This is a genomic window from Vibrio sinaloensis, assembly GCF_023195835.1.
GTDB lineage: Bacteria > Pseudomonadota > Gammaproteobacteria > Enterobacterales > Vibrionaceae > Vibrio > Vibrio sinaloensis_C.
Genome location: NZ_CP096199.1, coordinates 527,619 through 552,987, shown reverse-complemented (window position 1 = coordinate 552,987; position 25,369 = coordinate 527,619). Strand labels below are relative to the sequence as shown.

The following is a 25,369-nucleotide window of genomic DNA, read 5'->3' as shown; positions in this document are numbered from 1 at the left end:
TCGTTAAACCTCTGCCATATCGCCGTTATTCTGCAGCCAAGAGCGGCGGTCATCTGCACGTTTCTTGCCTAGCAACATATCCATCATTTCCATCGTGGCGTCATTGTCATCAATGGTAAGTTGGACTAAGCGGCGTGTATTGGGATCCATGGTGGTTTCGCGCAGTTGTAGTGGGTTCATCTCACCGAGACCTTTGAATCGCTGGACATTGATCTTGGCTTTTTTCTTAGATAAGCGCTCTAAAATGCCCTCTTTTTCGTCGTCATCCAGGGCATAGAACACTTCTTTGCCACAGTCGATACGATACAAAGGTGGCATCGCAACATAGATATGCCCAGCTTCAACCAACGCACGGAAATGGCGAGTAAATAGCGCACACAAAAGCGTCGCGATGTGAAGACCATCCGAGTCCGCATCGGCGAGAATACAAATTTTGCCATAACGCAGGCCGTCGAGGTTGTCGTTGTCTGGGTCAATCCCTAACGCAACCGAGATGTCGTGGACTTCTTGTGAAGCGAGCACCTGATCCGGTGACACTTCCCAGGTGTTAAGAATTTTACCTCGCAATGGCATGACCGCCTGGAACTCACGGTCGCGAGCTTGCTTGGCACTGCCCCCTGCCGAGTCACCCTCGACAAAGAAAATTTCAGTTCGGCTTAAGTCTTGCTGCGAACAATCGGTTAACTTGCCTGGCAATGCTGGGCCTGACGCAACCTTCTTACGCACCACTTTTTTACTTGCACGCATACGACGATGAGCGTTAGCGATACACACTTCCGCCAATTGTTCAGCCAATTGCGGCTTCTCATTGAGCCATAAACTGAACGCATCTTTAACCACACCCGAGACAAACGCCGCAGTTTGGCGAGAAGAGAGACGCTCTTTAGTCTGACCAGCAAATTGCGGATCTTGCATCTTTACCGAGAGCACATAAGAACAGCGTTCAAAGACGTCATCACCGGTCAATTTAACGCCACGCGGTAGCAAGTTACGGAATTCACAGAACTCACGCATGGCATCCAACAAGCCTTGGCGTAAGCCGTTTACGTGGGTACCACCTTGCGCCGTTGGGATCAGGTTCACGTAGCTTTCGGTGATCATATCACCGCCTTCAGGTTGCCAAATCACGGCCCAGGTAGCCGCTTCGGTTTCAGCAGAGAACTCACCAGTGAAGGGTTCTTCTGGCAATACCGTATAGCCTTTAACGCCCTCAGCCAGATAGTCTTTCAATCCATCTTCATAGCGCCACTGGTACTCTTTGCCATTAACTTTATCGCTGAAGGTAATCTCAAGGCCCGGACAAAGCACGGCTTTAGCACGTAAGTTGTTTACCAAACGGGTGACAGAGAAATTAGCTGAATCGAAGTAACTCGCATCAGGCCAGAAGTGAACGCTGGTACCCTTGTTGCGACGACCACAAGTCCCGGTTACCGTAAGCTCTTCGACTTTATTACCGTTTTCAAAGGCCATTTCATATACTTGGCCATCACGGCGCACCGTCACTTCAACACGCTTTGATAGAGCGTTTACTACCGAGATCCCCACCCCGTGGAGACCACCGGAAAATTGATAGTTTTTGTTGGAGAACTTGCCACCTGCGTGAAGCTTACAGAAAATCAGTTCCACACCCGAGATTTTCTCTTCTGGGTGAATATCAACAGGCATACCGCGACCATCATCGATCACTTCAAGTGACTGGTCGGCATGTAGAATCACTTGAACTTTGGAAGCGTGACCGGCCAGCGCTTCATCCACACTGTTGTCGATGACCTCTTGGCCCAAATGGTTCGGACGCGCTGTATCCGTATACATCCCAGGGCGGCGACGTACTGGCTCCAAACCATTAAGAACCTCAATGGCCCCTGCATTATATTGTTCAGTCATAATACGGAATATCGTTATAGAGAATAAAAAGGATAACTTGGTGGGCGATTTCTAAGGCGTTATCGCATCGGCTGTGCTACAACATCCGATCGCGAAACAATCACATCAGATCCACACAAGTACTGGTGAGACATAGTCTGGAACAGACCCAATTATGTCAAGAGAGAGCGTCAAGTAACAAGCAAATTTATGACTCTTCCCTCAATGAGGGTCAAAGCTCTAGGAAGCGAATGATTTGCTCCGGATAGCGTTCGAAGTCGACAAAACTATGATCGCCCCCTTGTTCGACGGTTTGCTGTGAGCCAGAAAAATGGCTGACGGCTTGTCGATAGTCGAGCACTTCATCGCCCGTTTGTTGCAGTAACCAAAAATCTTGTGGACGCTGTAACTGGGGTGTATCGAGGGCTTTCAACTCATCAATATGCTGACTTTCTAGAAAATAGCGTTCATGCGTATAAGGATTTTGCTGCTCGCCCAAAAAATCCACCAACAGCTCATACGGTCTCACCGCAGGATTGACAACCACGGCCTTAAAACCGAACTGAGCATTGAGCCACATCGATAGATAACCACCCAGTGAGCTGCCAACTAAACCAATCCGGTACTCTTCTTTATACTGGTTGACGATATCCAGTAGGTGCTGAGCGGCTTGCTGGGGAAAGCAAGGCAGTTGAGGCACCACCACTTTGATGTCTGGGCGGTGTGTCGCACAGTACTCTTGCATGAGGTTTGCTTTCAGCGAGAGAGGTGAGCTGTTAAAACCGTGGATATAGAGCAACAGAGGTGGTCGCATACGAAGTCCTTTAGGTTGTAGCTTACTTGTTTAATAGCCCGCAGAGGTAAAATCAGGTTGAAAGCTTCCTGGCGCGAGGCGCTTCACTTCTGTAGTTAGACTTCCGTCAGCAAACAGCGCTAACTCACGCCAGCCGGGAGAGAGCGTATCGAGGGCAAAATCATCGCTGTTTGGCTTAAACTGCACACAAGTTGATGGGGTAGCCATCACTCGCACGCCTTGATGAAGTACGTTCATATCTTGATGGACATGCCCACATAGCACCGCTTTGACATTGCTATGCTTTTCCACCAACTGCCAGAAATACTCAGCATCTTTGAGGGTGTGCTGATCGAGCCAGCGACTGCCCACCAAAATCGGATGATGATGCAGTAACACTAAAGTATGGCGCTGTGGATGTTGAGAAAGCTTTTCGTCAAGCAACTGCAACTGTTGATCACTCAGACGGCCATGAGGTACACCAACCACCTGCGAATCGAGCAGCACCATTTGCCAATGTTCGCCGAGTAACACGTGTGAAACTTGCTCAATTTGCTGAGAAGGAAGCACGGAGGCCATGCTCGGCTTAAAGTCGTGATTGCCAGGCAGCCAATAACAGTGTTTCTTTAACGGCGCGATGCCACTCACAAAGCGTTGGTATGACCCCGCAGTGTGATCTTGTGAAATGTCTCCCGTCGACAGGATTGCATCAAAGCAACTTCCCTGTTCGATAATGGCTGACACCACCGCATTAAAGCTATCCAGGGTTTTCACACTGAGTAGACTGCCGTCGGCAGGCTCAAACAGGTGAGTGTCCGTAATCTGGATCAACTTAATTGTGCTGCTGTCTGTTGAACTTGACACTACTTTCAAAACATAAACCTAAATATTCAATGGATTGCGACTGATACCCTGTCGCAAACAAAACGAAAGCCAATCACCTAAGAAGCGATTCAGTTGTACTTTCTCATCTTGCTGCAGCATTTTTTCGTTAGGATAATTATACCGAGCATGGATACGTTTCAGATGCTCACAGCCACTGACCTCAGCGACACGAGCATCGTGATAAAGCCTGACAGACATCGTAGGCAATGGAAATACAGGAACGTCATCACTTTGACAAATGTCGACCAAAGTTGTGTACTTTGTGACTTCTACCACTTGAATTTGGTAGGTCATTGCGGCGGCTTGGTAGCAGCGCACGTCTCCGACACTCGGCTGACTAGGCAACAGAGCGTTAAGCTTGGCGTAATTGGTCTCGTATGTACGCATCAAATCTGACAAATCAACATGATACGGTCTTTTTTCTGCTACTTTTACCATTGTTTCTTCAATCGTTGCTGGTTTAGCTCCAACCATTGCAAAGCGATGATTGACGCACCATTTTCAAAACGGCCATCCACCACCCATTGGTACGCTTGCTGGCGGGAAATCACGTGTACGCGAATATCCTCTCCTTCATAGTCTAAACCATGAACGCCATGTGCTGTACTTGCATCGACCTGTCCGACGTAAACATCAAGCAGCTCTGAGCAGCCTCCCGATGAGGGGTAATAAGAAGTCACTTTCTCTATCTGGCCAATTTCAATCCCAGCTTCCTCAACGGCTTCACGGCGAACGACCTGCTCAGCCTCTTCGTCCGGCTCAATCATGCCGGCGACTATTTCCAGTTGCCAAGGGCTTGAGTGCTCCAAAGCGCCAACCCGAATCTGCTCGATAATCACCACTTGATCGGTGACCGGATCGTATGGCAGCAGTGCTGCTGCATGACCCCGCTCGAACATCTCGCGCTCAATCTCGGCACTCCAACCACCCGCAAACAGCTTATGTTTGAAGCGGTACTTGACCATAGAGAAAAAACCTTGAAAGAGTGTTTCTTTTGAGATTATTTCCACATCTTCAGCAGTAAACTGCGGATGTTGATTGTCAGACTGTTGCATTTGGCACCTCACTGAGTGAATCTTATAGTTTACTCAGACAGATACTTAACTTCCAAGGACATGGCTCAACTTTTTATACAATTTTTGTAGATTATTTTAAGTTGATGAATTTAATTTATTGCACAAGTGGATAGTTAAGTGTAAAACTTTGCAAAGTTTTTAAACGAGTTGCCATCAATTAAGTTAAACTCTTGAAGACTCAACTTTTTCGTAATTTGGTAGGAATAGGACCTATGAAGAAACTGCTTCCACTCGTGATTAGTGCCGCTATTGGCAGCATGAGCACTAACGTGCTTGCTGACTCGATAACGGATATCTACAATCTGGCAAAAGAAAACGACCCAACCCTATTGAGCGCCGCTGCAAAGCGTGATGCCGCCTTTGAAGCAGTGAACTCTAGCCGCTCAACGTTACTACCACAAATCAACCTGACCGCGGGTTATGGCCTCGATCGTGGTGAAACCAAACTTGATTCAAGTTCAACCATTGATAACGATAAAAACACCTTATCAGCCGGCATCAATTTTTCTCAAGAGCTCTACCAACGTTCAAGCTGGCTGACCCTAGATATCTCTGAGAAATCCGCACGTCAAGCGGATGCAGCATACGCCGCAGCGCAGCAAGCGCTGATTCTGCGCGTTGCCAGCGCTTACTTTGAAGTGCTGCGCGCTCAAGATAATTTAGAGTTCGTCCTAGCGGAAAAAGCCGCGGTTGGGCGTCAACTAGAGCAGACCAAACAGCGTTTTGAAGTGGGTCTATCTGCGATTACTGACGTTCATGACGCTCAAGCTCAATACGATGGCGTTCTCGCTGATGAGGTGTTGGCCGAGAATGACCTGATTAATACATATGAGGAGCTGCGTGAAATCACTGGTCAGCAACACGATGACCTCGATGTGTTAGATACGCAACGCTTCTCAGCGAGCAAAAGCCAAGCCGACATTAATCAGCTGCTCGAAGACGCGCAACAGAAAAACTTGAGTTTGCTGTCAGCGCGCATTGCCCAAGATGTGGCAAAAGATAATATTTCCCTAGCCAGCTCTGGTCACCTACCATCACTCACCCTTGACGGCGGTTACAACTACCGTGACATTTCTCAGAGCACCCAAAACGGCAACACAGATAACTTTAATCTGGGTCTAAATCTTAATGTGCCACTCTACACGGGCGGTAATATCACCTCACAAACCAAGCAGGCCGAGTTCAACTATGTGTCAGCAAGCCAAGAGCTTGAAGCGACTTATCGCAGTGTCGTGAAAGATGTTCGTGCGTTTAACAACAACATCAACGCATCTATTGGCGCGCTACGTGCCTTCGAGCAAGCGGTGATATCAGCAAAATCAGCGCTAGAAGCGACCGAAGCGGGCTTCGATGTCGGTACGCGTACTATTGTTGACGTTCTCGACTCGACCCGTCGTCTCTACGATGCCAACAAGGACCTATCAAATGCTCGCTACAACTACATCCTTAGCGTACTGCAGCTGCGTCAAGCGGTCGGCACTCTAAGTGAAGATGAGATTCTAGAAATCCACGCGGGGCTTAAAAAGGCTAGTTAATTTGTGAGCTAAAAAGCAAAAGGCTTGCTCCTCGAAGCAAGCCTTTTTTGTGTCCGCTAAAGTTCAGCAGTGACTAATACACCTTATCGACCGACACCTGCTGATTCACCAGCCAAGTAGAGTGCTCTTGGTCACTGAGCTGAACAGCAATGTCGACCGCACGCTCGGCATCAATCGGCACCTGCCACTCAAAAGCCACCTCCCACTGAGTGGGGCTGTAAGTTCTGAGCTCTAGCGCATCGCCTTCCACCAACCACACTTGTTCACCTTGTTGCAACGACAGCAGATCAACCCGAGTACTCGGGTCTAAGGCTTGATCCGACTCAAGCAAGATAGAGCCTCGCAGCGTCATTTCTTGTTCTTCCCCAACAGATGGCATCATATCAATCCATACAGTGCTCTTCATCGTCACCACAGTTTGCGCGAACGGCACTTGATCGCCTTGTTGCCAATCAATCGCTGGAGCGCTGCACCCAATCAATAGGCTGCTCGCCAAGCCGATACATGCTAACTTTTTCATTGTTTCACCTTAGCCGTTGGCTCTTTGCTTGAGCCATTGTTTAAGAATTTGAATATCATTGTTATATTCATTTTTGATCTCTTCAACCCAATCATCGATATTTTCCCACCATGCAGGTAGGTCCGGCGACTGCGCTTTTTGTGCAACACTCTGAATGTGCTTAAGACCGATAGACCCAGCAGCCCCTTTTATTTTATGCGCTTCTGAGACTATGCCCTCTTGGTGCTTGGCGACCATATTAGAATCGAGCACTTGCAAATACTCTGGCATCATCTCTTCAAACATAGTGATGCTGTCGATCACAGGTTGTGGCCCAACAATACCAACATACGACTCCAGCATGTCTAAATCGAGCAGTCGAGTGTATATCTCGTCGCCATCACTAGACTCACTCTCACAGGTCTCGCTTATCGGTGCAGCCGGCTCTAACTCGCCTTGAGTGAACTTAGCCAGCACGTCTTGAACCGCAGTGACAGAGAGCGGCTTGCTAATCGCATCATCCATTCCTTTGGCCAAATACTCCTGTTTGTTCTTGAGCACATTGGCGGTCAATGCGACCAAAGGCGGCAAATTCGAGTATGTGCGTCGGAAGTATTCGGCGACATCAAATCCGGTCATATCTGGCAACTGAATATCTAAGAACACCAAATCGTATATCTCGGGATCGAACATCTCCATCGCTTCACTGCCGGTCATCGCCACCGACACCTCATGACCCATGCTTTCAAGCAGAGAGCGTGCGACGGTGATATTGAGTTCAATATCTTCGACCATGAAAATGTTCAACTCTTGGCTGGCCTGCATGTTAGCCACTTGAGTCGCGGGCATATCAGCCAAAGGCACACGAATGGTCACGGTAAAGGTACTGCCAAAACCCTCTTCACTTGAGACGGTAATATCGCCATCCATCATATTGATCAGTTGCTTAGAGACAGCCAATCCAATCCCCGTCCCTACCGCATGTAAGTTGTCTTTGTCCGATTTCACCTGATAGTACATGGCAAAGATCTTTTCGAGTTCCGACTCTGGAATCCCTATACCGCTGTCTTCCACTTCCATCACAATATGTGCATGGTGTTGCTCGACTTCAGCGCTGACCGTCATCACCACGCCCCCCTCTTTGGTAAACTTCATCGCATTACTGATTAAGTTCCAAAGCACTTGGCGCAGGCGCGTCGCATCAACTTCGATGGCTGGCGGAAGCTCACTTAAACGCTCTAAATCAAAGCGCAGTCCTTTCTGGGAGGCCATCAGCGCCGAGATACTCTCCATTTCAGCAACAAACTCTTCGAAGTTCAGCGGGGCAGGATAGAGCTCAAGCTTACGGCGGTCAAACTTATCCATGTCGATAATATCGTTAAAGATATTGCCGAGCGTAATCGCACTCACGTTAATGGTTTGCATGTGGTTACGCTGCTCGGCGGTCAATGGAGTATCGAGTAACATTCGGCTCAACCCGACAATGCCGTTTAACGGCGTTCTCAGCTCATGACTGATGGTCGAAATAAAAGTCGTTTTGTCTCGACTCGCCTTCTCTAGCGACTCTTCATGACGTTTGCGCTCGGTGATGTCACGGCCGAACCCGACTAGCCCTAAATGGCGACCATCTTTGCTATAAAAGGGCACTTTGCGCAGTTCAAAGTAGTTGCGTCTACCATCTGGGTACTCTAGCCACTGCTCATAGGTCAGTGCTTGGTTGTCGGCAAATACTCTCTGATCGGTATCCACGATCTGTTGAGCCACCTCTTTGCTGTAGACATCCCAAGGAGTAAGGCCAACTAACTGGCTCTCTTTCTTGCCGGTCAACTCTTCCATAGCGCGGTTACAGCCAGAGAATACGCCATCGGCATTACGGTAGTAGATAAGGTCGGGAGAGGCATCGATAAAAGAGCGCAGTAGCGCGGTACGCTCGGCCAGTTCAACCTGAGTTTTTTCACGTTGAAACACCTCGTTTTCGAGATCTTTCATCGCCTCTTCACGCGCCTCTTCTGCTTTGATCCGTTCTTCGATCTCTTGATTGAGCTTTGCGATATTTTGTTGCAGCTTATGGTTAAGCTCTTGATCTCGCGAACGCATATCTTTGAGTTTCGACACTAGCTTGGACAAACGTTGACGCGACTCTTCTAACTGATCAACGACTACAGATAAAAAATAGACAGCCCAAGGGGTAATCAACAAACCAAAGAAGACCGAACGGACGATATCAATATCATCCACATGCCCGCTAAGCACGAGCGTGATCCCCACCTGAACCACAACGGCAAGTGCCACCAGCGCTAAGGCAAGCAGGATCGAGAAACGTAAAATGCCTAATTTAACAAGCAGATCAACATAATACTGGGCAAGGTTTTTTATCGGCTTCATTTATAGCTCCGCCTGAAAACAGAGCTAAAATAGTACCTAATTTCCCAAGGGACAGCTAAAAAAACCGGGGCGAAGCAGAGGTTAATTTTCTGATGTGTGATGCACACAGGTTTGGTTACGCCCGTTTGCTTTGGCCTGATACAGGGCGCTGTCTGCCAGAGCAACAATGGTCTCGCTGCTGTCGAGCGGTTGAGGGGTCAAGGAGACTAAGCCAATGCTAATGGTCACTTGTGTCGCCACCTCGGACGCTTGATGCTCTATCGACAGTTCAGCGATGCCTTGATGAATACGTTCAGCCACACTCAATGCCCCTTGGGTGGTGGTATTGGGTAAAATGAAAGCAAACTCTTCACCGCCATAGCGCGCAACGCAGTCACTTGAGCGAGTCAGCACTTGCTTGAACACATTAGCCACCTTTATTAGCGCTTCATCGCCCCGTTGATGTCCATAGAAGTCATTATAATGTTTGAAGTAGTCAATATCGCACAGCATTACCGTCATCGGCTGTTTTTCGCGGATATGCAAATACCAAAGTGTGTCTAGCTGCTCATTGAATCGGCGGCGATTGGCAATTTGGGTGAGACCATCAATAAAACTCAAACGCTCTAACTCTTGGTTCGCTTGCTCAAGTTTCTTCTCGACCAAATAGCGCTCTGAGACATCACGCGCCATGATCAACACGCCGTTGGTTCCCGAGGCTGGGTCACGAAATGGCGATTTCACCACATCGTACCAAACGTACTCACCATCTTGGCCCATCACTTGGTCGATATAACGCAGCGACTTACCTTCGTACAGAACTTTGTTATCGGTATCAGACAGACGTTGATAATCCTCATTGGCAATCACATCTTGCAGGCGCTTACCTATCAGGTCATCGATATGTTCGATTCCTAGCGCTTCGACAAAAGGTTGGTTGCACGCTTGATAGACCATATTCTCGTTGAAAATGCCGATTGAGTCTGGACTCGACTCGAGGATGTTCTGCAGTATGGTGTCGCGTTGGGCAAGGGCTACCTCGGTATCTCGGCGCTTCTCCATCTCATCACGTAAGTTCTTTTGCATGTTGTGCCAGTCCGTCACATCATGACTGATGCCAAGGGTACCTATCGTCTCCCCTTCGGGAGAAATCAACACACTTTGATAGCTTTCGAGCAGACAACTACGCCCATCTGGGGTGATGGTCCAGCGTCGATTGCTCGCTCGCCCTTTTATCACGCCCTGTATGTCTGCGCTGCCCTCTTGCTCGCGTCCTTTCCAAAACTGCTGGAAGGCTCGATTGCTTGAGACCACTTGCCCTGCTTGATTTTTAATAAAGATCAGCTCAGATAGATTATCAAAGGCACTCTTAATCACAGACAAGGATTCAACCTGCGCCTGGAGCTCTTGGGTGGTGCTGTGGTGAATAGAGAAGTGCAGCGTCCAAACGGTGCGACGTCGGTACCAAGTTGGTCGCCCAGTGACGTCCAGCTTAACACTTTTATTTTCTGAGAGCGGCCATGACAATAAGTGAGAATCACGAGGCTGCTGCTGTAACGGAGGAATGATCGACAGCAGAAACTGCTTAGTGACCAGATCGGGTAACACAAACTGCTTACCCACGACTCTCACTGCCAATAACTGACTGGCAGCGGCATTAGCAAGCAGCAGCTCGCCATTTTTATGGTCAATCACTAGCACCGCATGAGGAGAAGATAATATCAGTTGAGCGATATGCGCTTGAGTTCGAACATAGAGCCCCAGAGACACACAAACAAATAGGACGAAAATGACAAAGTCAATGCCATGTCCTTGCGAGGTATCCCACAACCATACTAGGAGTTGCTCCATTCAATTACTCTAAATCATTGCCACCCATTTGATAATGGTACAAAAGATATCAGGTTATTGCGCAATCATCAGCCTTTATTATTGGTTTTGTATATATAAATGGTTGATTTATCAGCGAGCCCTGAGCCCCTTCTCGATGCAATGCTCGGCCAATCTCCGTCATCGCTAACCAGCGATTCTCACACCATAACGGCGCGAGTAGCGTCGGCCTTCTTGCCGCAGAGGAGACTCGGTGATAAATCACCTCCGGAGGCGTCATACGGATCATTTCACTAGCAATGGAGACATACTCGTCTAGCTCTGGGGCTTCAAGGCGTCCTGCTTTCCACGCTTTGGCCATGGTACTGCCTTCGACAATATGTAGACCATGTAGCTTGATGCCATCGGTGCCGACCGCCAGCACCTGCTGCAAAGTGGCAATATTGTCTTCACGCGTCTCTTTCGGCAAACCGACAATTAAGTGAGTACACACCTTAATGCCTAATGCTCTAGCGCGCTTGGTAATCTCGGCGTAGCACTCAAAATCATGACCACGATTAATGCGTTTAAGGGTCTGATTATTGGCTGTCTGCAGCCCTAACTCCAACCAAATTTCGTATCCCTGCTCAACATAACCAGATAGTAGCTCTAACACTTCATCAGGCACGCAATCAGGGCGAGTACCGACGCACAATCCGACAATGTCTGCGACTTTGAGCGCCTGTTCGTACATGTTCTTAAGCACCTGCACTTCGGCATAAGTGCTGGTGTAGGCTTGAAAGTAGGCGAGGTACTTTTTCGCTCGAGCGATCTCTCCCGCTCGGTCAGTTAACTGCTGTTCAATGCTTTGGATCTGTGCCTGCTCGTCGGCAAATGAGGCCACATTACAAAAAGTGCACCCACCACGGCCAATGGTGCCGTCCCTATTTGGGCAGCTGAATCCACCATGTAACGTCAGTTTATGTACCTTCTCTCCATAACGGCGTTGTAGATCTTGTCCTATGGTATTGACCAATTGATGAAGCTGCATTGTGCACCATTTAAAGCGAAATAAATCTCATTAAGATCGGTGTAATTAAATTACACTACTGAAAAAAATTGAGGGCAAAATGTAGCGATTTCAAACAGGTTGAGTGTTACGCAAAGTCAATAAACATGCAAAAAACCTTGCGGATAACTAAATTGTTACGCAAAAGTTAAACATATTAACGTTTAAAACGCGAAAAACATGGGCAACAAGCACCAGTTTTGATTGCATTTCAGGCCCAGTAAATTGTAGGATACTTACAGATTTCGCTAAGTTTTGTGGTTTTTATTACACATTTATTCGGCGAAATGTCGGTGAAACCCTACTCCCACCTATATAAATCACTAAATTGTGAGCATAAAAACAGGGTTTCCACCAAGGATTGTTTTTCTCGCCATATATTTCAGCGAGAGACGGAAAGGAATCAAAGTCGCCAACCCAGGCCGACTTCGAATCATAAAAATAATGGACAGGACGTAGAACTAGTTTCGACTAGCACAATTGCGCCTATTTGAACTGGAAGGATGTATCCATGGTAGATAGAGAGCAAAGTTCACAAGGTCTATACACTCCAGAGTTGGAGCATGACGCTTGTGGTATCGGTTTTGTTGCTCACCTTAAAAACCGCAAATCGCACGACGTAGTGACGCAAGCCCTCGATATGCTTGCAAGAATGGAGCACCGTGGTGGTCAAGGATGTGATCCTTGCTCAGGTGACGGTGCGGGTATCTTGCTACAAAAACCCCATGAATTTCTGTTAGAAGAAGCGGTTAAACTTGGCATCAAGCTACCGTCTTTCGAGAAGTACGGTGTGGGTGTGGTGCTTTTCCCTAAAGACGAACACAAACGCGCTCAGTGTCGTGACATTCTAGAACGCAATGCCAAACGACTCGAACTCGATGTTATCGGCTATCGCGTACTCCCAACCGATAACTCAATGATCGGTGCCGATCCACTGAGCACTGAGCCTCAGTTTGAGCATGTATTTATCTCTGGCGGTCCAGGGATTACCCCTGAAGAGCTGGAGCGCAAACTGTATGTTCTGCGTAACTACACCGTTCGTGTGTGTTTGGAAAGCGTGTCTAACATTGGCGACGATTTCTACATCAACTCAATGTCATACAAGACACTGGTTTACAAAGGTCAGCTAACGACAGAGCAAGTGCCTCAGTACTTCCTTGATCTGCAGAACCCAACCATGGTGACCGCGCTTGCCTTGGTTCACTCTCGCTTTTCTACCAATACATTCCCGAAATGGCGTCTGGCTCAACCTTTCCGTTATATTGCCCACAATGGTGAAATCAACACCGTTCGCGGTAACCTGAACTGGATGAAAGCCCGTGAAGCCATCATCGAATCTGACTTGTTTACCCAAGCCGAGATCGACATGCTACTGCCTATATGTCAGGAAGGTAGCTCGGATTCATCTAACTTCGATATGGCGCTAGAGCTATTAGTTCTTTCTGGCCGCAGTTTGCCACATGCGCTAATGATGATGATTCCTGAAGCGTGGCAAGAAAATAAAAACATGGATCCAACACGTCGTGCGTTCTACCAGTACCACGCTAACGTCATGGAACCATGGGATGGTCCAGCATCCGTCTGTTTCACCGACGGTGTTCAAGTCGGTGCAACTCTAGACCGTAACGGTCTGCGCCCTTCTCGCTACACAGTGACTAAAGATGATTTCCTAGTGATGGCTTCTGAGTCTGGCGTTGTTGATATTGCACCAGAGAATGTGGAGTTCCGTGGTCGCCTGCAACCAGGTCGTATCTTCGTTGCCGATCTAGAACAAGGTCGCATCATTTCTGATGAGGAAGTGAAAGATGGGATTGCATCGGCTCAGCCATACCAGAAATGGGTTGAAGAGAACCTGCTGAGTCTGAAGAAACTGCCGGACGCAAGCAACGAATTCAACCAACCTTCTCCAGAGAAGCTACTCCACAAGCAGCAAGCCTTTGGTGTCAGCTCGGAGGAAGTGAACGAAATCATTGTCCCTATGGCAAAAGATGGCAAAGAGCCTCTGTCTGCTATGGGTGCTGACTGGCCGCTGGCGATTCTTTCGCACCAGTCGCAACATTTATCAAACTACTTTAAACAGCTATTTGCTCAGGTCACTAACCCGCCAATCGACCCGATTCGTGAGCGCATGGTGATGTCGCTGAATACTTACCTTGGTAAGGATCAGAACCTACTGGCTGAGTCACCAGAGCATTGTCAAAAAGTCGAACTTGAGTCGCCAGTACTCTCTAACTCTGAACTTGAGAAACTGCGTGCTATCGATAACGAGCACCTGCAAGCGAAGACGCTAGATATCGTATTCCAAGCAAACGAAGACCAAGGCAAACTCGAGCGTGCGCTGAAGCGTATCTGCCAGTATGCAGAAGATGCGGTTATCGATGGTTACTCAATCATCCTACTCACTGACCGCGCGGTGAACTCTAACCACGCCGCTATCCCAGCAATGCTGGCAGTCGGCGCTGTTCACCACCACCTCATCCGTAAAGGTCTACGTGCGAAGTGTGACATCGTGGTAGAGACGGGTGATGCTCGTGAAACGCACCACTTTGCAACCCTAATCGGTTACGGTGCCAACGCAGTCAACCCATACCTAGTAATTGAAACTATGGTTGAGCTGCAGCGCACTAAGAAGCTTGATCCTGAAGCGAACATTCGTGATCTGTTTGAGAACTATCGCAAAGCCATCAATGGTGGTCTACTGAAGATCTTCTCGAAAATGGGTATCTCAACCCTGCAGTCTTACCACGGTGCGCAGATCTTTGAAGCATTGGGGATCAGTAAATCTGTGGTCGACAAATACTTCACTGGTACCGTTTCTCGTATCCAGGGTTTGACTATCGATGATATCGCGAAAGAAGTACTGGTGCGTCACCGCATTGGCTTCCCAACGCGTGAAATCCCAGTTCAAGTACTGGATGTGGGTGGTGTCTATCAGTGGAAACAGCGTGGTGAGAAACACCTGTTTAACCCTGAAACTATTTCACTGTTGCAACAATCAACGCGCAACAAGGACTACGCTCAGTTCAAACAGTACGCGAAAGCGGTGGATGACCAAGGTGATAACGCGGCAACGCTACGCAGCCAGCTAGACTTTGTTAAGAACCCAGCAGGTTCAATCCCGCTAGAAGAAGTGGAGCCAATCGAAAACATCCTCAAGCGCTTTGCGACGGGGGCGATGTCATTCGGTTCTATCTCTTACGAAGCACACTCAACACTGGCCGTTGCGATGAACCGCATTGGCGCGAAATCGAACTCAGGTGAAGGTGGTGAAGACCCAACACGTTTCGAACGCAAAGAAAACGGTGATTGGGAACGCTCTGCCATCAAACAGGTGGCTTCAGGCCGCTTCGGTGTAACTTCCTACTACCTAACTAACGCTGATGAGCTACAGATCAAGATGGCTCAAGGTGCGAAACCAGGTGAAGGTGGTCAGCTACCAGGTGATAAGGTTGATGACTGGATCGGTGCAACACGTCACTCGACGCCGGGTGTAGGTCTAATCTCGCCACCACCGCACCACGATATCTACTCAATCGAAGATTTGGCTCAGTTGATCTACGACTTGAAGAACGCTAACCGCGCTGGCCGTGTCAACGTTAAGCTGGTATCGGAAGCGGGTGTTGGTACCATCGCCTCTGGTGTTGCGAAAGCAAAAGCTGACGTTGTGTTAATTGCTGGTTTTGATGGCGGTACAGGCGCATCACCGATGTCCTCTATTCGTCATACCGGTCTACCTTGGGAACTCGGTCTCGCAGAAACCCACCAAACACTGCTGAAGAACGGCCTACGTAACCGTATTGTGGTTCAGTCTGATGGTCAGATGAAAACGCCTCGTGACCTCGCAGTCGCAACGCTACTTGGCGCTGAAGAATGGGGCGTGGCAACGGCAGCTCTGGTTGTTGAAGGCTGTATCATGATGCGTAAGTGTCATAAGAACACCTGTCCTGTTGGTATCGCGACTCAGAACAAGACGCTACGTGAACGCTTTGATGGCCGCGTAGAAGACGTCGTGACATTCTTCCAGTACATGGCGGAAGGCCTGCGTGAAGTGATGGCTGAGCTTGGTTTCCGCACTATCGATGAGATGGTGGGTCAGTCTCACAAACTGAAAGTTCGTGACGATATCAGTCACTGGAAATATAAGAACCTAGATCTGTCTCCTGTTCTTCATATTGAACAAGCTCGTGAAGACGATGGCGTGTACAACCAGACAGAACAAAACCACAACCTAGAAGACGTTCTCGACCGCAAGTTGATTCAAGCTGCAATTCCTGCGCTTGAGAAAGGGGAAGCTGTCAACGCGCAGTTCCCTATCATCAACACCGACCGCTCAGCGGGCACTATGCTGTCGAACGAAATCTCAAAAGTGTACAAAGACCAAGGCCTACCGCAGCCAATGAACGTCAAGTTTACAGGCTCTGCCGGTCAGTCATTTGGTGCATTCCTCGCTAAGGGTGTGAAGTTCGAAGTGGAAGGCGACGCTAACGACTACTGGGGTAAAGGTCTGTCTGGCGGTACACTGGTACTCTACCCAGATGCGAAATCAACCATAGTCGCAGAAGACAACATCGTCGTCGGTAACGTCTGTTTCTACGGTGCCACCTCGGGCGAGTCTTACATTCGCGGCATGGCGGGTGAACGTTTCTGTGTACGTAACTCGGGCGCGAAAGTCGTTGTCGAAGGTGTCGGTGACCACGGCTGTGAGTACATGACTGGCGGTGTCGCTGTCATCCTAGGTTCAACAGGTCGCAACTTCGCGGCAGGTATGAGTGGTGGTGTGGCTTACGTTTGGGATAAGTCTGGTGATTTTGCAACCAAGCTCAACCCAGAACTGGTCGACCTAGATCCTATCGAAGCAGAAGATCGTGAACTTCTGAAAGAGATGCTAACCAAGCAAGTTGAGTTCACAGGAAGTGAAGTCGCTAAGTCTTTCCTTGATAACTTTGAAGCTAGCCTGGCCTCTATGGTTAAGGTTATGCCGCGTGACTACAAAGCGGTACTTCAAAAGCGTAAGGCAGAAGCAGAGCAAGCACAAACGGAACAAGTGGAGGCAGTATAATGGGTAAGCCTACTGGATTTTTAGAACATGGTCGCGAGCTTCCGCAGAAGATCGACCCATCGGTTCGTATTGAAAACAACAAAGAATTCGTTCTGAACGAAGAGTTTGGTGCCAAGATCAATACTCAGGCTTCTCGTTGTATGGATTGTGGGGTGCCTTTCTGTCACAACGGTTGTCCGATTGGTAACATCATCCCTGAGTTCAACGATGCGGTATACCGTGACAGTTGGGAAGAAGCGTGGAACATTCTGAGTTCAACCAACAACTTCCCTGAGTTTACTGGCCGAGTATGTCCTGCTCCTTGTGAAAGTGCTTGTGTACTTGGTATCAACCAAGACCCAATCACTATCTGTAACATCGAGAAAACCATTGTCGAAACTGCGTACCGTGAAGGGTACGCAAAACCTAAAACGCCTCGTTCACGCACAGGTAAAACCGTAGCGATCATCGGCTCTGGCCCGGCAGGTCTTGCCGCCGCTGAGCAGCTTAACAGTGCCGGTCACTCTGTAACTGTGTTTGAACGTGATGAAAAGGTCGGTGGTCTACTGCGCTTCGGTATCCCTGATTTCAAACTAGGCATGGATATCATCGATCGTAAGATCAATCTGATGGCTGAAGCGGGTGTTGAGTTCAAAGTCAACCAACATATTGGTGTCGATGTAAACGCACAACAGCTGCGTCAAGAGTTCGATGTGGTTCTACTCACAGGCGGTTCAACGGTTCCTCGTGATCTACCAGTACCAGGCCGTGAGCTAAAAGGCGTTCACTTTGCCATGGAGTTCCTAGCGCAAAACAACCGCCGTGCTAATAACATGGACCTAAAAACGGAAGAGATTCATGCTAAAGGTAAGCATGTTGTGGTTATCGGTGGTGGTGATACGGGCTCTGACTGTGTGGGCACATCAAACCGCCACAAAGCAGCGAGCGTGACTCAAGTAGAAATCATGCCGATGCCACCAGAAAAGCGCCCAGCGAACATGCCTTGGCCTCAATATCCAATGATTCTGCGTACCTCTACTTCTCACGAAGAAGGGGTTGATCGTCATTGGAACATCTTGACTAAGGAGTTTGTCGGCAACGATAAAGGTGAAGTGACGGGTCTACGCCTTGCTGACATCGTTTGGCAAGATGCGAAACCGGGTGAACGCCCGACTTTCAAAGAAGTGGAAGGCAGCGAGCGTGTCATTCCTTGTGATATGGCATTCCTAGCAATGGGCTTCTTGCACCCAGAGCCAACCGGTGTGCTCGCTCAGCTCGATATTAAACTCGATGAGCGCGGTAACGTAGCAACTGAAGGCTTCGCGACCAACCAAAAAGGCGTGTTTGCCGCAGGTGATATGCGCACTGGTCAATCTTTGGTGGTACGTTGTATCAACGAAGGCCGTGAATGTGCCATTGCGATAGACCAATATCTGATGGGAAATTCTCATCTAGAGGCGAAAGCAGATTCACTCATGCTCTCTGCTTAACCTTAGCCACCTAGTCTGTTATTTACTAGATACTAGGTGGTAAAACATTAATAATCATTCCTTCCAAACTTTTCCATTTGACCAGCACAATGTGCTGGTCTTTTTTATTTTCTCGACAGTATTCTTGTTGCAAAAATGTAACAATTAAAAAACTAACCCTCTGAATTATAAAGATTATTGCAGCGTATTCCGTGGTAAATCGCATATCAGCGCGATTTTCTACCAAGAACTTGACCTTTTTTATAATAAGCTATACGTTGTGAAGTCGATGAAAATGAATTTGTCCATTTTTGTTAAGCTTTTTAATAACATTTAATGCATATCTATTCGATAAATAACAATTAAAACGCATAGTTAGTCATACATACCAACCCTTTTGATGTTGGTAGTTCTGTCGGGATGACAGAGAAGCAAAGGGAGAATTGCAATGGCTCTATATGATCCTCGTCTTGAGAAGGACAACTGTGGATTTGGCTTGATTGCACACATGGAAGGTGAGCCTAGCCACAAACTAGTCCGCACCGCTATTTCAGCACTTGATCGCATGACACACCGTGGTGGTATCGCCGCCGACGGAAAAACCGGTGATGGTTGCGGTCTATTACTACAAAAGCCCGATTCCTACTTACGCCTAATTGCCGAAGAAAACGGCTTTAATCTCGGCAAACAGTATGCCGTAGGAATGATTTTCTTTAGCCAAGACGCCGATAAAGCAGCCCAAGCTCAGCAGGTTGTGAATCAAGAACTGGCCAAAGAGACTTTAACTGTTGCCGGGTGGCGAGAGGTTCCGATCAACCCAAGCGTACTTGGCCCGATCGCAGTAGACTCGTTACCGAATATTCAGCAAGTCTTTATTTCCGCACCAGCAGGATGGCGCGAGCGCGACATTGAACGACGCCTGTATATTGCTCGCCGCCGTATTGAAAAACAGATTGTTGATGATAATGATTTCTATATCTGTAGCCTGTCCACTCAAGTGATGGTCTACAAAGGCTTGTGCATGCCAGCCGACCTGCCAAGATTCTATCTTGACCTAGCCGATCTGCGCATGGAATCAGCTATCTGTTTGTTCCACCAGCGTTTTTCAACCAATACTCAGCCGCGCTGGCCGTTAGCACAACCGTTCCGCTACTTAGCGCATAACGGTGAAATCAATACCATTCAGGGTAATCGCCAATGGGCACGTGCGCGAGCTTATAAGTTTGCCTCTCCGCTGCTACCAGATCTGCAAACCGCAGCTCCCTTTGTCAACGAAACAGGCTCGGACTCCTCTAGCTTAGATAATATGCTGGATCTGTTTCTCTCCGGTGGCATGGATATTTTCCGTGCGATGCGGATGCTGGTTCCGCCAGCTTGGCAAAACCACCCAGACATGGATCCTGATTTACGCGCCTTCTATGATTTCAACTCCAAGCATATGGAACCGTGGGATGGTCCAGCGGGTATCGTTCTATCCGACGGACGTTATGCCGCATGTAACCTAGACAGAAACGGCTTGCGCCCTGCTCGCTATGTGATCACCAAAGACAAACTGATCACTCTCGCTTCTGAAGTCGGCATCTGGGACTACGCTCCTGATGAAGTGGCCGAGAAAGGTCGTGTTGGCCCGGGCGAGCTATTAGTGGTGGATACTCGCCGCGGCAAACTGTGGCAATCGAGCGAGATCGATAACGATCTCAAAGGACGTCATCCTTATCGAGAATGGATGGACAATAACGTCTACAAGCTGACACCATTCGTCGAACTGCCCGAGGATCAAGTCGGAGAGCGAAGCTTTGATGATGACCAGCTCAAGACCTTCCAAAAGCAGTTTGCCATGAGCAACGAAGAGGTCGACCAAGTTCTTCGCGTACTCGGTGAGATGGGGCAAGAAGCCGTCGGCTCGATGGGTGATGACACCCCAATGGCAGTGCTCTCTTCTAAAGAGAGATTGATTACCGATTACTTCCGTCAGAAGTTTGCTCAGGTAACCAACCCACCTATCGATCCATTACGTGAAAAGCACGTCATGTCACTAGCAACCAGTGTCGGGCAAGAGATGAATGTGTTCTGCGAAACTGACGGTCACGCTCATCGAGTGACATTTGACTCGCCAGTGCTGCTGTACTCCGACATGAAACAGCTATTAGAGCTGAGCGATGATCACTATCGCAGCAGCGTGATCGATATCAACTATGACCCGAGTGAAAAAGATCTCAAACAAGCGATCCTAGACCTATGTGATCACGCAGAGAGTCTGGTACGTGACGGCACCGTTTTGGTGGTGTTATCCGATCGCAACCTGAGCAAGTCAACGCTGCCTATTCCTGCTGCGATGGCGGTTGGAGCCGTGCAAACTCGCCTAGTTGAAGCCAACCTGCGCTGTGATGCCAACATCATCGCCGAAACGGGTTCGGTGCGCGACCCTCATCAATTCGCGGTTCTGCTCGGCTTTGGCGCAACTGCAGTCTACCCATACCTCGCATACGAAGCATTGAGCAAGATGATTGACGATGGTGGCCTCAATAAGAGCTACCGAGAAGTCATGCAAAACTATCAATACGGGATCAATAAAGGCCTGTACAAGATCATGTCTAAGATGGGCATCTCGACTGTCGCTTCTTATCGCTGCTCACAACTGTTTGAAGCGGTGGGTCTTAGCCAAGAGCTGGTTGACCTATGCTTTAGTGGAGTAACCACCCGTATCCAAGGGGCAAGCTTCGAGGACTTCCAACAAGACTTGTTTAACCTATCACGCAAAGCTTGGGCTAAGCGTAAACCGATTGAGCATGGTGGCCTGCTTAAGTATGTCCATGGCGGCGAATACCATGCGTATAACCCTGATGTGGTCGGCACACTGCAGCAAGCCGTGAAATCTGGTGAAAGCTCGGATTATCAAAGCTTTGCCAAACAAGTGAACCAACGTCCGGTTGCTATGCTACGCGACCTGATGAAATTGAAGAAGTCTGAGACACCGCTGCCACTTGAGAAAATTGAACCCAGCACCGAGCTTTTCAAACGGTTTGACTCGGCAGCCATGTCGATTGGCGCCTTGAGCCCTGAAGCTCACGAAGCGCTAGCAACCGCGATGAACCGTTTAGGTGGCTATTCGAATTCTGGTGAAGGCGGTGAAGATCCAAGACGCTTTGGCACCGAGCGCAACTCACGAATTAAACAGATAGCCTCTGGGCGTTTTGGTGTGACACCTCACTACTTAACCAACGCAGACGTGTTGCAGATTAAGGTGGCTCAGGGTGCTAAGCCAGGTGAAGGCGGCCAATTGCCGGGCCATAAGGTCACCGCTGAAATCGCCAAGCTCCGTTACTCAGTGCAAGGTGTGACACTTATCTCGCCACCTCCGCACCACGATATTTACTCTATCGAAGACTTGGCACAGCTTATTTTCGACTTAAAACAGGTCAATCCTAAAGCCCTAGTTTCGGTGAAGTTGGTATCAGAGCCCGGGGTCGGCACCATCGCCACCGGCGTGGCTAAAGCCTACGCTGACTTAATTACTATCTCAGGCTACGACGGTGGTACGGCGGCAAGCCCACTCACCTCGGTCAAGTATGCGGGCAGCCCTTGGGAGCTAGGGCTAGCAGAAACCCAACAAGCCCTAGTGGCCAACGGTCTGCGCCACAAAATCCGCCTACAAGTCGATGGCGGCCTAAAAACCGGTCTCGACGTAGTCAAAGCCGCTATATTAGGTGCAGAGAGCTTCGGTTTCGGTACCGCACCTATGGTGGCGATGGGATGTAAGTTCTTGCGTATCTGTCATCTCAACAACTGTGCAACGGGTGTCGCCACTCAGGATGACACCTTACGCCGAGAGTACTTTAAAGGCTTACCAGAGATGGTCATGAACTATTTCATTGGTCTCGCTGATGAAGTTCGTAGCCTGTTGGCTGAACTGGGTGTCGAGAAGTTAACTGACTTGATTGGACGTACCGACCTACTGGAAACGGTCGAAGGCATAACTGCCAAGCAGAGCAAGCTCGACTTGTCGAATATTCTCGAAGCTCCAGTCTCGCCACAGGGACATCCACTGTTTTGGAGTGAGCCAAACGCGCCATTCGATAAAGCCGAGCTCAACAGCAAGATTGTCGATGAAGCCATGCACGCCATTGAAGCTAAACAGTCAATTGACTTGTTTTACAAGATCATCAATACCGACCGCTCTGTGGGCGCACGCCTATCGGGTGAGATTGCCAAGCGCTACGGTAACCAAGGGATGGCGGCTTCGCCGATCAAACTTCACCTTGATGGTACCGCGGGGCAGTCATTTGGTGTCTGGAACGCAGGCGGCGTTGAACTCCATCTCACTGGCGATGCCAACGACTACGTCGGCAAAGGCATGGCGGGCGGTAAGATAGTGATCAAGCCGCATCAAGGCACGGCCTTCAAGTGCAATGAGGCAACCATTATCGGTAACACCTGTCTGTACGGCGCCACTGGCGGCAAACTATTTGCTGCGGGCACCGCAGGGGAACGTTTTGGCGTGCGTAACTCTGGCACCATTGCCGTTATCGAAGGTGCAGGTGACAACGCCTGTGAGTACATGACTGGCGGTATTGTTGCCATTCTAGGCGCTACTGGGGTGAACTTTGGCGCGGGGATGACGGGCGGTTTCGCCTATGTGCTCGACCAAAATGATGATTTCCAAGGTCGCGTCAATAATGAATCGGTCGAGGCAGTCGCGCTGTCGGATCTCTATATCCATCAAGAGCACTTACGTGGCTTAATCGCTGAGCATCTTGAAGAGACAGGCTCCGCTCACGCCGAAAATATTCTGGCCAACTTTGATGAATGGATTCCAAAGTTCTATTTAGTGAAGCCACAAGCGGCTGACCTAAACACTTTACTTGGTCATCAAAGTCGTAGCGCGGCTGAACTGCGCGTTCAAGCCCAGTAAGTCATGGAGGATGTATAAATCATGAGCCAGAACGTATACCAATTTATTGATGTTCAGCGTGTCGACCCAGCCAAAAAGCCGATTAAGATACGCAAAATTGAGTTTGTAGAAATCTACGAGCCCTTTACCAAGCAGCAAGCGACCGCTCAAGCGGATCGCTGTTTAGACTGTGGTAACCCTTATTGTGAATGGAAATGTCCGGTTCACAACTATATTCCTCAATGGCTCAAATTAGCCAATGAGGGACGCATTATTGAGGCGGCAGAGCTGTCTCATCAAACCAATAGTCTGCCTGAGGTATGTGGCCGCGTGTGTCCACAAGATCGCTTGTGTGAAGGCTCTTGTACTCTCAATGATGACTTTGGTGCGGTAACCATAGGTAATATAGAAAAATACATTACCGATAAAGCGTTTGAGATGGGCTGGAAGCCAGACATGTCAAAAGTGGAGTGGACCGATAAGAAAGTGGCCATTATTGGCGCAGGTCCGGCGGGGCTTGCTGCTGCAGATATTTTAGTGCGCAACGGCGTTAAACCGGTCGTCTTTGATCGCTATCCTGAGATTGGTGGCCTACTCACCTTTGGTATTCCATCGTTCAAACTCGAAAAAGGGGTGATGGAAAATCGTCGTCGAGTATTCACTGAAATGGGCGTCGAATTTAAGCTCAATGTTGAAGTTGGAAAAGATGTCACTATGCAGCAGCTTGTCGACGAGTATGATGCCGTATTCTTAGGGGTGGGCACCTATAAGAATATGCGAGCTGGTCTCGACAACGAAGATGCGCCTGGAGTTTACGACGCGTTGCCTTTCCTTATCTCCAACACCTATAAGGTAATGGGGCTACCGAGTGACGAACCGTTTATCGACATGGCGGGAAAGAAAGTGGTGGTCCTAGGTGGTGGTGATACGGCCATGGACTGTGTTCGAACCTCGATTCGTCAAGGTGCTGCGAATGTCATTTGTGCGTATCGTCGTGATGAAGCCAACATGCCGGGCTCGCGCCGTGAAGTAAAAAATGCCAAAGAGGAAGGCGTTAAATTTATGTTTAACCTGCAACCTCTAGGGCTAGAAGTGGACGCAAGCGGCAAAGTGTCTGGGGTTAAAGTGGTGAAAACTGCACTCGGTGAACCCGATGAAGCAGGCAGACGCCGTCCAGAGCCAGTACCGGGAAGTGAGCACGTACTCGCCGCCGATGCCGTCATCATGGCGTTTGGCTTCCAACCTCACTCTATGCCTTGGCTAGAACCTTTTGGTGTTGAGTTCGACCAATGGGGTCGTATCAAGGCACCGCTACAACAAGAGTTTATGTTCCAAACCAGTAATGAAAAAATCTTTGCTGGCGGCGATGCGGTACGTGGCTCTGATCTGGTGGTGACAGCTATCGATGAGGGGCGTAAAGCGGCGGAAGGTATCCTCGATTACCTCGAAATCTGACCAGTTCAGCAAAATTGAAAAAAGGATCCGTCATTTGGATCCTTTTTCTTTTTAAACCATATAATTGAGTCATTGTTTTCAAGGAGTCATCACATGAACAAAGCGCTACTACTCGCCTTTTCCCTCATCACTTTGACCGCTTGTAGCCGAGGAGTGACGACCATGACAGACAGAACCGCCGCACCGTGTGGTGATAAGCCCAATTGCGTATCGACTCAAGACCAACGTGAAAAGTTTGCTCTTGCGCCTTTCTCTTTGACACCGCAAGCCAATATCGAGTCTATTGAGCAAGTCGCCTTGCAGTTACCAGGCGCAAAAACGGCCGTCAAACAAGACGATTATCTCAGAATCGAGTGCACTTCTAAGATCATGCGCTTTGTCGATGATTTGGAGTTAAGAATCGAAGGCGATACATTGCTGGTTCGATCTGAATCTCGGGTCGGATACTCAGACTTTGGCGTCAACCGAAAACGGGCCGATCAGCTACGAGTGTTATTAAGTGATAATGGTTTGATAGAGTAACTGTACTCACAGAGCAAAAATAAAAAACCGAAACTTATGCTTCGGTTTTTTACTATACCAAGCGCACTAATTAGATGTTCAGAGAATTGCGTAGGAAAAAC

Annotated in this window: 15 protein-coding genes; 6 read left to right on the top strand and 9 right to left on the bottom strand. The window is 48.8% G+C overall.

Translation table 11 applies throughout. The annotated features are described in order from the left end of the window. Positions 1-3: 3 nt before the first annotated feature. From parE to nudF, 5 genes are all read right to left on the bottom strand, one after another. Complete coding sequence (gene parE, locus MTO69_RS02575; protein ID WP_248330858.1) at positions 4-1,884, bottom strand: DNA topoisomerase IV subunit B; 1,881 nt, start codon at positions 1,882-1,884, stop codon at positions 4-6. A gap of 211 nt (positions 1,885-2,095) precedes the next feature. Beyond that, complete coding sequence (yqiA, locus tag MTO69_RS02570; protein ID WP_248330856.1) at positions 2,096-2,677, bottom strand: esterase YqiA; 582 nt, start codon at positions 2,675-2,677, stop codon at positions 2,096-2,098. Positions 2,678-2,707: 30 nt separating this feature from the next. After that, positions 2,708-3,529 carry a 3',5'-cyclic-AMP phosphodiesterase gene (gene cpdA / locus MTO69_RS02565; RefSeq protein WP_248330854.1) on the bottom strand — a complete coding sequence of 274 codons (822 nt, stop codon included), beginning with the start codon at positions 3,527-3,529 and terminating at the stop codon, positions 2,708-2,710. A gap of 9 nt (positions 3,530-3,538) precedes the next feature. After that, positions 3,539-3,979, bottom strand: coding sequence for a DUF1249 family protein (locus tag MTO69_RS02560; protein ID WP_248330852.1), 441 nt, complete (start codon positions 3,977-3,979; stop codon positions 3,539-3,541). Next, positions 3,973-4,596 carry an ADP-ribose diphosphatase gene (gene nudF, locus MTO69_RS02555; protein WP_248330850.1) on the bottom strand — a complete coding sequence of 208 codons (624 nt, stop codon included), beginning with the start codon at positions 4,594-4,596 and terminating at the stop codon, positions 3,973-3,975. The genes MTO69_RS02560 and nudF overlap by 7 nt, the downstream gene beginning before the upstream one ends. A 233-nt stretch (positions 4,597-4,829) precedes the next feature. Here nudF and tolC point away from each other — a divergent pair, with 233 nt between their 5' ends. Then, positions 4,830-6,152: an outer membrane channel protein TolC gene (tolC, locus tag MTO69_RS02550; protein ID WP_248330848.1), complete on the top strand. Its 1,323-nt coding sequence runs from the start codon at positions 4,830-4,832 to the stop codon at positions 6,150-6,152. Between the two features lie 73 nt (positions 6,153-6,225). Here the strand turns inward: tolC and MTO69_RS02545 are convergent, their stop codons facing one another. The 4 genes from MTO69_RS02545 to MTO69_RS02530 form a co-directional block, all read right to left on the bottom strand. After that, entirely contained in the window at positions 6,226-6,672 is a 447-nt protein-coding gene (locus MTO69_RS02545) for a hypothetical protein (RefSeq protein ID WP_248330846.1), read from the bottom strand. A 9-nt stretch (positions 6,673-6,681) separates the two neighbouring features. After that, positions 6,682-9,036 (bottom strand): aerobic respiration two-component sensor histidine kinase ArcB, encoded by a 2,355-nt coding sequence (gene arcB, locus MTO69_RS02540; RefSeq protein ID WP_248330844.1) that lies wholly within the window; start codon positions 9,034-9,036, stop codon positions 6,682-6,684. 81 nt (positions 9,037-9,117) lie between these two features. After that, entirely contained in the window at positions 9,118-10,866 is a 1,749-nt protein-coding gene (locus MTO69_RS02535; protein ID WP_248330842.1) for a GGDEF domain-containing protein, read from the bottom strand. 49 nt (positions 10,867-10,915) lie between these two features. Further along, positions 10,916-11,875, bottom strand: coding sequence for a TIGR01212 family radical SAM protein (locus MTO69_RS02530; protein WP_248330840.1), 960 nt, complete (start codon positions 11,873-11,875; stop codon positions 10,916-10,918). Between the two features lie 529 nt (positions 11,876-12,404). Here MTO69_RS02530 and gltB (MTO69_RS02525) point away from each other — a divergent pair. The 5 genes from gltB (MTO69_RS02525) (at position 12,405) to MTO69_RS02505 (ending at position 25,268) form a co-directional block, all read left to right on the top strand. Beyond that, complete coding sequence (gltB, locus tag MTO69_RS02525; RefSeq protein ID WP_248330838.1) at positions 12,405-16,952, top strand: glutamate synthase large subunit; 4,548 nt, start codon at positions 12,405-12,407, stop codon at positions 16,950-16,952. Beyond that, complete coding sequence (locus MTO69_RS02520; protein ID WP_248330836.1) at positions 16,952-18,421, top strand: glutamate synthase subunit beta; 1,470 nt, start codon at positions 16,952-16,954, stop codon at positions 18,419-18,421. The genes gltB (MTO69_RS02525) and MTO69_RS02520 overlap by 1 nt, the downstream gene beginning before the upstream one ends. Positions 18,422-18,848: 427 nt before the next feature. Next, positions 18,849-23,312: a glutamate synthase large subunit gene (gene gltB, locus MTO69_RS02515; RefSeq protein ID WP_248330834.1), complete on the top strand. Its 4,464-nt coding sequence runs from the start codon at positions 18,849-18,851 to the stop codon at positions 23,310-23,312. 21 nt (positions 23,313-23,333) lie between these two features. Next, positions 23,334-24,746: an FAD-dependent oxidoreductase gene (locus tag MTO69_RS02510; RefSeq protein WP_248330832.1), complete on the top strand. Its 1,413-nt coding sequence runs from the start codon at positions 23,334-23,336 to the stop codon at positions 24,744-24,746. Positions 24,747-24,839: 93 nt separating this feature from the next. Then, positions 24,840-25,268, top strand: a complete 429-nt coding sequence (locus tag MTO69_RS02505; RefSeq protein WP_248330830.1) for a DUF1499 domain-containing protein — start codon at positions 24,840-24,842, stop codon at positions 25,266-25,268. Positions 25,269-25,369: the final 101 nt, after the last annotated feature.

Coding starts and splice junctions, on each gene's coding strand:
- MTO69_RS02560 (WP_248330852.1), bottom strand. CDS start 3,979: ATGGTAAAAGTAGCAGAAAAAAGACCGTATCATGTTGATTTGTCAGAT.
- MTO69_RS02510 (WP_248330832.1), top strand. CDS start 23,334: ATGAGCCAGAACGTATACCAATTTATTGATGTTCAGCGTGTCGACCCA.
- arcB (WP_248330844.1), bottom strand. CDS start 9,036: ATGAAGCCGATAAAAAACCTTGCCCAGTATTATGTTGATCTGCTTGTT.
- gltB (WP_248330838.1), top strand. CDS start 12,405: ATGGTAGATAGAGAGCAAAGTTCACAAGGTCTATACACTCCAGAGTTG.
- MTO69_RS02520 (WP_248330836.1), top strand. CDS start 16,952: ATGGGTAAGCCTACTGGATTTTTAGAACATGGTCGCGAGCTTCCGCAG.
- yqiA (WP_248330856.1), bottom strand. CDS start 2,677: ATGCGACCACCTCTGTTGCTCTATATCCACGGTTTTAACAGCTCACCT.
- parE (WP_248330858.1), bottom strand. CDS start 1,884: ATGACTGAACAATATAATGCAGGGGCCATTGAGGTTCTTAATGGTTTG.
- tolC (WP_248330848.1), top strand. CDS start 4,830: ATGAAGAAACTGCTTCCACTCGTGATTAGTGCCGCTATTGGCAGCATG.
- MTO69_RS02545 (WP_248330846.1), bottom strand. CDS start 6,672: ATGAAAAAGTTAGCATGTATCGGCTTGGCGAGCAGCCTATTGATTGGG.
- nudF (WP_248330850.1), bottom strand. CDS start 4,596: ATGCAACAGTCTGACAATCAACATCCGCAGTTTACTGCTGAAGATGTG.
- MTO69_RS02535 (WP_248330842.1), bottom strand. CDS start 10,866: ATGGAGCAACTCCTAGTATGGTTGTGGGATACCTCGCAAGGACATGGC.
- MTO69_RS02505 (WP_248330830.1), top strand. CDS start 24,840: ATGAACAAAGCGCTACTACTCGCCTTTTCCCTCATCACTTTGACCGCT.
- gltB (WP_248330834.1), top strand. CDS start 18,849: ATGGCTCTATATGATCCTCGTCTTGAGAAGGACAACTGTGGATTTGGC.
- MTO69_RS02530 (WP_248330840.1), bottom strand. CDS start 11,875: ATGCAGCTTCATCAATTGGTCAATACCATAGGACAAGATCTACAACGC.